General features: G+C 39.8%; 10 protein-coding genes. 3 read left to right on the forward strand and 7 right to left on the reverse strand.

Annotation, left to right across the window (positions count from 1 at the left end; translation table 11 throughout):
- From CDZ78_RS12890 to CDZ78_RS23815, 7 genes are all read right to left on the reverse strand, one after another.
- Positions 1–130 (reverse strand): globin domain-containing protein (locus CDZ78_RS12890; protein ID WP_444979209.1); only part of this gene is annotated, 130 nt, incomplete at its 3' end.
- Between the two features lie 193 nt (positions 131–323).
- The gene (locus CDZ78_RS23180; RefSeq protein ID WP_244559246.1) at positions 324–845 is read right to left on the reverse strand and encodes a zinc-binding dehydrogenase; all 522 of its coding nucleotides are present in this window, start codon (positions 843–845) and stop codon (positions 324–326) included.
- Positions 826–1,320 carry an alcohol dehydrogenase catalytic domain-containing protein gene (locus CDZ78_RS23185; RefSeq protein ID WP_244559247.1) on the reverse strand — a complete coding sequence of 165 codons (495 nt, stop codon included), beginning with the start codon at positions 1,318–1,320 and terminating at the stop codon, positions 826–828. The genes CDZ78_RS23180 and CDZ78_RS23185 overlap by 20 nt, the downstream gene beginning before the upstream one ends.
- Positions 1,321–1,448: 128 nt before the next feature.
- Positions 1,449–1,973, reverse strand: coding sequence for an RNA 2',3'-cyclic phosphodiesterase (thpR, locus tag CDZ78_RS12900; RefSeq protein WP_087870379.1), 525 nt, complete (start codon positions 1,971–1,973; stop codon positions 1,449–1,451).
- Between the two features lie 96 nt (positions 1,974–2,069).
- On the reverse strand, positions 2,070–4,391 hold the full coding sequence (gene ppsA / locus CDZ78_RS12905) for a phosphoenolpyruvate synthase (protein WP_373862487.1): 2,322 nt from the start codon (positions 4,389–4,391) through the stop codon (positions 2,070–2,072).
- A gap of 235 nt (positions 4,392–4,626) precedes the next feature.
- Positions 4,627–4,869: a hypothetical protein gene (locus CDZ78_RS12910; protein WP_087870380.1), complete on the reverse strand. Its 243-nt coding sequence runs from the start codon at positions 4,867–4,869 to the stop codon at positions 4,627–4,629.
- A gap of 1,031 nt (positions 4,870–5,900) precedes the next feature.
- Complete coding sequence (locus CDZ78_RS23815; protein WP_263458613.1) at positions 5,901–6,026, reverse strand: hypothetical protein; 126 nt, start codon at positions 6,024–6,026, stop codon at positions 5,901–5,903.
- A 192-nt stretch (positions 6,027–6,218) separates the two neighbouring features.
- Between CDZ78_RS23815 and CDZ78_RS12915 the strand changes: the two genes are divergently transcribed.
- The 3 genes from CDZ78_RS12915 to CDZ78_RS12925 form a co-directional block, all read left to right on the forward strand.
- A complete protein-coding gene (locus tag CDZ78_RS12915) occupies positions 6,219–6,590 on the forward strand; it encodes a type II toxin-antitoxin system VapC family toxin (RefSeq protein WP_087870381.1) in 372 nt (123 codons plus the stop codon).
- A 9-nt stretch (positions 6,591–6,599) separates the two neighbouring features.
- Positions 6,600–6,929 (forward strand): hypothetical protein, encoded by a 330-nt coding sequence (locus tag CDZ78_RS12920; protein WP_167374295.1) that lies wholly within the window; start codon positions 6,600–6,602, stop codon positions 6,927–6,929.
- A partial coding sequence (locus CDZ78_RS12925) for an O-antigen ligase family protein (RefSeq protein ID WP_140414047.1) occupies positions 6,913–7,374 on the forward strand: 462 nt, incomplete at its 3' end. The genes CDZ78_RS12920 and CDZ78_RS12925, both read left to right, overlap by 17 nt.

The raw sequence follows: 7,374 nt of genomic DNA on the forward strand, positions 1-7,374 counted from the left end.
TAGTTTTATCAAAAAAACGGTTAATACGGTGATCACTTAAAACTTTACGATAAAATAAGTTAACTGCAGCATCAACTGCTGCTTCTCCACCAATTTGATCATATAGACTTGCTGTTGCTTCTTCACTCATCGTTTTTTTCCTCTTTGTTATTGTTATACACGATTACAGAAACTTGATAGTAGCAAGTATGTGCTTACTATGCAATTAAAGAACATTAAAAAGCTCTCATATAGTTGTCGACTTTTGTCGAGAGCAAGATGTGAGTTAGATGTATAGCTGATTACGTACCTTATCTGAACAGCTTCAACAGTAACAACTCCCCTTACCTGACTAGTACTATTTTCCCAATACAAGAGCCATCCTCAAGTTGATTATGCGCTGCAATAATATTCTCTACAGATAACTGACTGTAGGTTTTATTTAAAGTTGATGTGATTTTCCCGGAATCTACAAGCTCGGCAATTTTATTCAACATTTCATGCTGTTTAATTCTATCAGCCGTTTGATACATAGACCGGGTAAACATAAACTCCCAGACAAAACCGGCACTTTTAGATTTTAATTTATCCATGTTATAACTCTGCCTGCTTTCAACTATACTGCAAATCATTCCCTGAGGCGCAACCAGTTCCGACATAAGTTCAAAATAAGAATCGGTATCATTAAGGCAGAGAATATAATCAGGTGCTGAAAGATCATAGTGCTTATATTGGTGCCGTATGTCTTCGTTATGGTTAATCACTTTATCAGCGCCTAAAGAGAGACACCATTGACGGCTCTCTTCTCTTGAGGCCGTAGCAATCACATTTAGCCTGGCAACTTGTTTAGCTAATTGAACCCACACCACCTGCGCCACCGATAATTAATATTTGTTTACCTGCATCAACATCAGGATTGATCTTTATACGATCAAACAAAGCTTCCCAGGCGGTAATACTAGTGAGAGGTAACGCTGCAGCTGCCGCAAAATCCAGGGATTCTGGCATCAGACCAACAATATATTCGTCGACCAGCTGATGAGATGCATAACTACCATTACGAGTAATATCTCCTGCATAAAAAACACGATCACCCGGCTTAAATAGACTGACCCTATCTCCGACTGACTCAACAATACCTGCCGCATCCCAGCCAAGTACTTTTGAACCATCCTCTGGCGTTGAAATCCGTTGACGAACCTTATAATCAACTGGATTAACAGAAATTGCCTGTATCTTTACTAATAAATCATGCCCTTCAACTTTGGGCACCTGCGATTCCATCCTGGTAAAACGCCCTGCCATTTCATCAGTATCAACTTTATAAACTATTGCTTCCATTATTTCTCACCGCCTCAAATTATTATTTACCTGTTTAACCTATACCCTCAGCAATACTCATGTATTCGTAATTCCAGCGTTTTACCAGCCAGACGCTTTATTCTACTGTCGCTGAAGATTGTCAGCATTTAAGAACTGTTAAAATTTTCAAAATCCCAGCGTTGTAATACCTGATAATGAACACCATCAGCTGTACTACAGGATTCGATCAAACAAAAGCAGTCGGCCTGCCACTCTATAGCATCCAAATCAGCCTCAATCAGCCTACGCACTTTTCTGGCCAGGGTAACATGTGGTTTATAAGCCCTTTCTTCAATCGACAACCCGCACTGATCAGCTATCTTTTTCAAAGCATCAACTAATATTGCTAATTGCGGATCATATTGCTCCATTGTTAAACATAAAACTTTTGGTTTTTGCCAAAAATCCAGCTGATCAAAATGCAGTACAAATGGTTGAACACTTATCTTTTTAACTGCCTGCCTGATTTCAGCTTCAGTCTGGGCAGGTGTATTGCCTAAAAACAGCAACGTAACATGTAAATTATCCGCTTTAACCTTTTTTTGTCCCTCCGCCGTAATCGATTTATTAAACTGATTAACCTCTTTTCTCGTCTGCTCGTCAGGCCACAATGCAAAAAATAGTCTTTTCAAATTTACCCTATTGATTTAAAACAACACACTAAATTCATCTGAAACATCAGTACATTAATCAGCCCGTCATTTCAGAGGTCTTTTATTTTTTATAAATTAACCATTTAATTTAAGTCGCTTTTCTAGCTTTACCACCACTTGCCGCATTTTCAACACTGAATCGGGATTAAGAGAGATTGAACTAATACCATTTCCCACTAGAAACTCAGTAATTTCAGGATAATCAGAAGGTGCCTGCCCACAAATACCGATATATTTCCCCTCTTTTTTACAGGCATCAATCACCATTTTCAACATGCGCTTTACTGCTTCATTACGCTCATCGAAGATATGCGCTACTAGAGTGCTATCTCGATCCACACCTAAGGTAAGCTGGGGCAGGTCATTTGAACCAATACTATAGCCATCAAATACCTTTAAAAACTCATCGGCCAAAATGACATTACTGGGAATTTCGCACATAGCATAAATCTCCAGTTCATTTTGCCCCTGAATCAATCCCATCTCATTCATTATCGCTATCACCCGTCGACCTTCATCGGGAGTTCTGACAAAAGGTAACATCAATTTAACATTAGTTAAGCCCATGTCATCCCGCACCTTTTTAAGTGCGATACATTCCCATTTAAAAGCCTCTTTATAAGCATCAGAATAATAACGACTCGCACCGCGAAATCCGATCATCGGATTCTCTTCATCTTTCTCATACGCTTCACCACCCAGGATATGTTTGTATTCATTAGACTTAAAATCACTAGTACGGACAATCACCGGATTGGGGTAAAAAGCAGCAGCAATCATCCCTATCCCTGCAGAAAGCTTATCCACAAAAAAACTTTTAGAGTCAGAAAAAACCTGCATTAATTTCTCAATCTGTTCACTTCCTTTAACATACCGTCCTTGATACATATCAAAAAGCGCCATTGGGTGCGCTTTAATATGGTTATTAATAATAAACTCCATACGCGCCAGCCCTACCCCCTGATTAGGGATCTCTGCCAAACTAAATGCCTGCTCAGGATTGCCCACATTCATAAACAATTTTGTTTTAGGCTCTTGCATATCTTGCAAATCAATCGATTCAATTTCAAAATCAACTTCCCCCTGATAAACATATCCTGTCTCACCCTCAGCACAACAAACTGTCACTAGCATATTATCCTGTAGTAGCTCCATGGCATTCGAGGTGCCTACAATAGTACTTACTCCTATTTCCCGTGCCACAATCGCCGCATGACAAGTTCGTCCGCCTTTATTAGTAACCACGGCAGCAGCCTTTTTCATTAATGGCTCCCAATCAGGATCAGTAATATCAGTCACCAGTACTTCTCCCGCATTAAACCGGAAAGCCTCGCTTAAATCCGCTATTACCTTAACAACGCCAAAACCAATTTTCTCACCAATAGCCAAGCCACTTAATAACCGGGTACGCTTTGAACTATCTTCTTTAAGCCTATACTTTTCAATACATTGAGCCTGCTTACTACGAAGGCGCTTGGAATGTACTGTCTCTGGACGTGCCTGTACAATATAGAACTCACCTTCACTAGTATCTTTAGCCCATTCGATATCCATTGCTACGCCATAATGCTCTTCAATAATAAGAGCATAACGTGCCAGAATTACTACTTCATTATCGTTAAGCGAAAAACGTGCCCTTTCATTAAGTGTAGTGGAAACATTTAAGGTCTTAAGCTTGTCATCGTAGATCATCTTCATTTCTTTAGAGCCGAGCTGGCGCTTGATAATCGCTGATTTATAAGCTTTCAGAGTAGGTTTGAAAACATAAAATTCATCGGGATTAACCCGCCCTCCTACTATATTTTCTCCCAGCCCGAAGACTGCATTAATGGTAATGACATTATCATTCCCGCTTTGTGTGTCCAGAGTAAACATAACCCCACTACTCGCCTGATCACTGCATACCATTTTCTGAATACCAACACAAAGTGCAACCTGACGATAATCAAAACCACGACTATTCCGATAGCTGATAGCACGACCAGTAAACAGTGAAGCAAAACACTTTCTGACATGAATTAATAAAGACAGATCGCCACGGATATTTAAAAAACTTTCTTGCTGTCCTGCAAAACTCGCATCGGGAAGATCTTCAGCTGTTGCAGATGAACGCACTGCGACATCAATACTATTCTCGCCATACTTTTCAGAAAGCTCCCTGTAAGCATCTACAATTTCCACTTCAAGTTCAGGCGGGAGAGGCTCATTTAGAATTAATTCACGCACTGCTTTGCCACATAACTGCAGTTGAGCTACGTCTTCAATATCCAGTCCATCCATAAGTTTATCAATACGCTGAGCAAGACTATTTTGCGCAAGTAATAATTCATAAGCATCCCGAGTGGTTGAAAAACCATTAGGAATATTAACACCCAACTGCGTCAGGTTTTGATACATCTCGCCCAGGCTGGCATTTTTTCCACCAACCAGCCCGACATCACTCCCACCGTTGCAAAAACCTGATGTATTTCATAATATTCTCCTTAACCTTACTTTGAGCATAGCAATAAAATAGCAGCTTTCCAAGTAGGCATAAATAACTTCAGCTTTATCTCATTGTAGAAGGGTTTAAGGCGTGACTGGGTGTACACAAAACATCAATATTTATCGCTGCTAAAGCCGCCCCTACTTATCAAATCACCATAAAGTAAAAATTTAAAAAGGGTAAAACCAGCCAAATTGTGGCATCCTTCATATAACCATGAAGTAGCCCGTGCGGGGAGTCGCTATTTTTGCGAAAGCTTGTTTTGGGCATCCCAGCCCAAGCAAGCGGCAAAAACTTAACGCGACCGCTAATGCCTTCGGCGCCCCAGACGTCCTGCGTACGTGCCACTTCGCCACTACCATCGTAAACTCGGTGCTGGCTTCGTAACACTCCCTCAAATGACTGGACGGCGTTTCGGAATGCCTTTTATTTTGTCTCCACCTACGCTAGCGCTACGATTCCGACAAAACAACGGCCCTACGCCTTCTGGGGACTACCAGCCCTCGCGTTCGCTCTCCATGGCTGGCAGCGGTGGAGCTTGCGTAATACGGGCTACAAAACAAAACTGTAAACTGGTAAATGTTTACGTTATACTGAAGTTTCCCAATTATTGAGTAGCTGAAATACACAATGCTGGTGTATCGAGGTTTATTTTAGGTGGTTTTGCCATGTTTATAGCAAACCCCTACTTAATTCCCCTTAGGCAATAGCATTTGAAACGAATGAAAAGACTATTTTTTTCATATAGTTGTAGCATAGTTTCAATTTTACCATAAATAATTATTGGGAAACTTCAGCTGGTAAAAACCCTCAGATAGAATACTGGATGGCTATAAGTGGCGATACTCGCCATAGTTACGCGGATTTTGAGCGCCGTTAACATGTCGTCCTGCTTACGTAAAATCATTTCGAGACTAAATTCACTTCAACTTTCGCTTACGGCCTGCTGGCTTGCGCCCATCGTGCTTAACATTTGGAGTTACCTCCGCCTGCCCGATGCTTACTATCTGGTGGTTGACCTACCTTGCCAGAGCGGGACTTTCACCCGCTGGAATTATCGACCTTGCTCGGCCGCACACCCCTTGTTTTTGAACCCATAGCATACGATGATCTTCAAGATGTGTTAGAAAAGGTTTATACGCGGGATTTATTTGGTGAGAATTATCCTTTATACTAATAAGACTAAGGGTAAGTCATATATCAAACTGGGCTAACGCCTTAGAGCTTAAAAATTGTAATAAAGGATACTTATGCATAGAATTACATTAAATGTACAAGATAATAGACTAGCTCAAGTTATGCAGGTTCTCAAACAATTACCTGAAAATACAATCGCTTAAAATCAGGGAAACGGAGCCTAAGCGGAGTGATGATTTTTAGTCCCTGGTAGGCGACAGGGCAATTCGCTGATCCGAAGTGCGCTAGTAGCGCGCGAGGGAGGCAAGAATTGCATTCCGAATAGCCGTCCAGCCATTTGAGGTAGTCTTAACGGAGCAGGGTTTTGTGCGTAGTTGAGACGGACGCAGGGCGACCAGGGCATCTCCCATTCGCTGCGTAGGCGAATGAATGTTGGTGACAGGAGTCCCAGAATGTTGTGAGGTAGCATGGCGCGCCTGAGAAGTTATAAAAAATGAAGTTATACAAGACACCGGAGAAAATGAATTTGATTTTTCAGCGGTAAAAATAGAAGCCTTTAAAAAAGTAGACCCAGTTGAATGGCAAAGAAAAATAAGAGATGAATGGGAATAATGCGTTATTTACTAGATACCAACAGTATTATTTATATTCTAAATCAGAACTTAATTTTAAAAAACAGTAATGAATATCATATTTCTATTATTACGGAAATAGAGCTACTATCCTATTCAAAATTAACCTTGTTAGAAATAGATGAAATTAAAAAGGTTTTATCTAAATTTAATCGTATAGAATTAACAGAAACGGTGAAAGATAAAACCATTATGATTAGGCGAAAAAGTAAAATAAAACTGCCAGACAGTATCATTATTGCATCAACTCTGTATTATCAAGCTACTTTAATTACAAATGATCAACAATTAATAAAAACGAATTTAGTCACCAGTCAATTAATTGAAACAATTTTACTCTGACCCCAATTATTGAAAATGAAAAAAGTAATAAATCAATATGGCTCATTGTTACAGGTAATTGTTCTTATCGTTGCAATGATGCTGCCGAAGATTACCGATAACACGTTAATGCAATGGCTCTCACTTTGTTTATTATGGATGCTTGCTTTATGGAAATTACGCAACCCTAATTATCTTTATACAATCATCAAAGATAAAGCCTTTGTTGCGTATTTGATTTTTGTTATCTGGGCAATTTTTTCTAGTTTTTTTCTTTCTGTCGCTAAATCTATTAGCATAATGACGCTGATTACCTTTGTGGGAGGGGCGTTAAGCTATTTTATTGCTTTATACAGGTAATGAAAAAAAAGAGCTTTATTTTGATCGATTTATATTGTTTTTAGGCGTCGTCTTAGTGTTCTATACCTGCTATCAGAAGTTTGCTTTAGATATGTCACGCCCTGTTGGGTTGATGAGAAACTGGAATACACATGCTGCTTTTTTGGCGATGATTATTTTACCCTTGCTGATGCGTTATGCACTAAAATCCACGATTAGCACTTGGTTATTAGTTTTTATTAGCCTGCTCGGTGCGTTGTTTGCTTTTGCAATGGGCTTAACCTTGAGTCGTGGAGCTTTGTTGATTCTTGTTGTAGGCATAGTGTGCTGTCTCTTGTTTGCATGGCGGCAGCAGTTATTTTTTAAACATAGCTTGCTGCTTTTTGGTTCGCTAATTGTCGGTTACTTATTAAATGGCTTTATTGTTACTCAAAATATTGTTCTTCGCTTAGGGACTATATCACTC

The sequence above is a fragment of the Bathymodiolus platifrons methanotrophic gill symbiont genome, from assembly GCF_002189065.1.
GTDB lineage: Bacteria > Pseudomonadota > Gammaproteobacteria > Methylococcales > Methylomonadaceae > Methyloprofundus.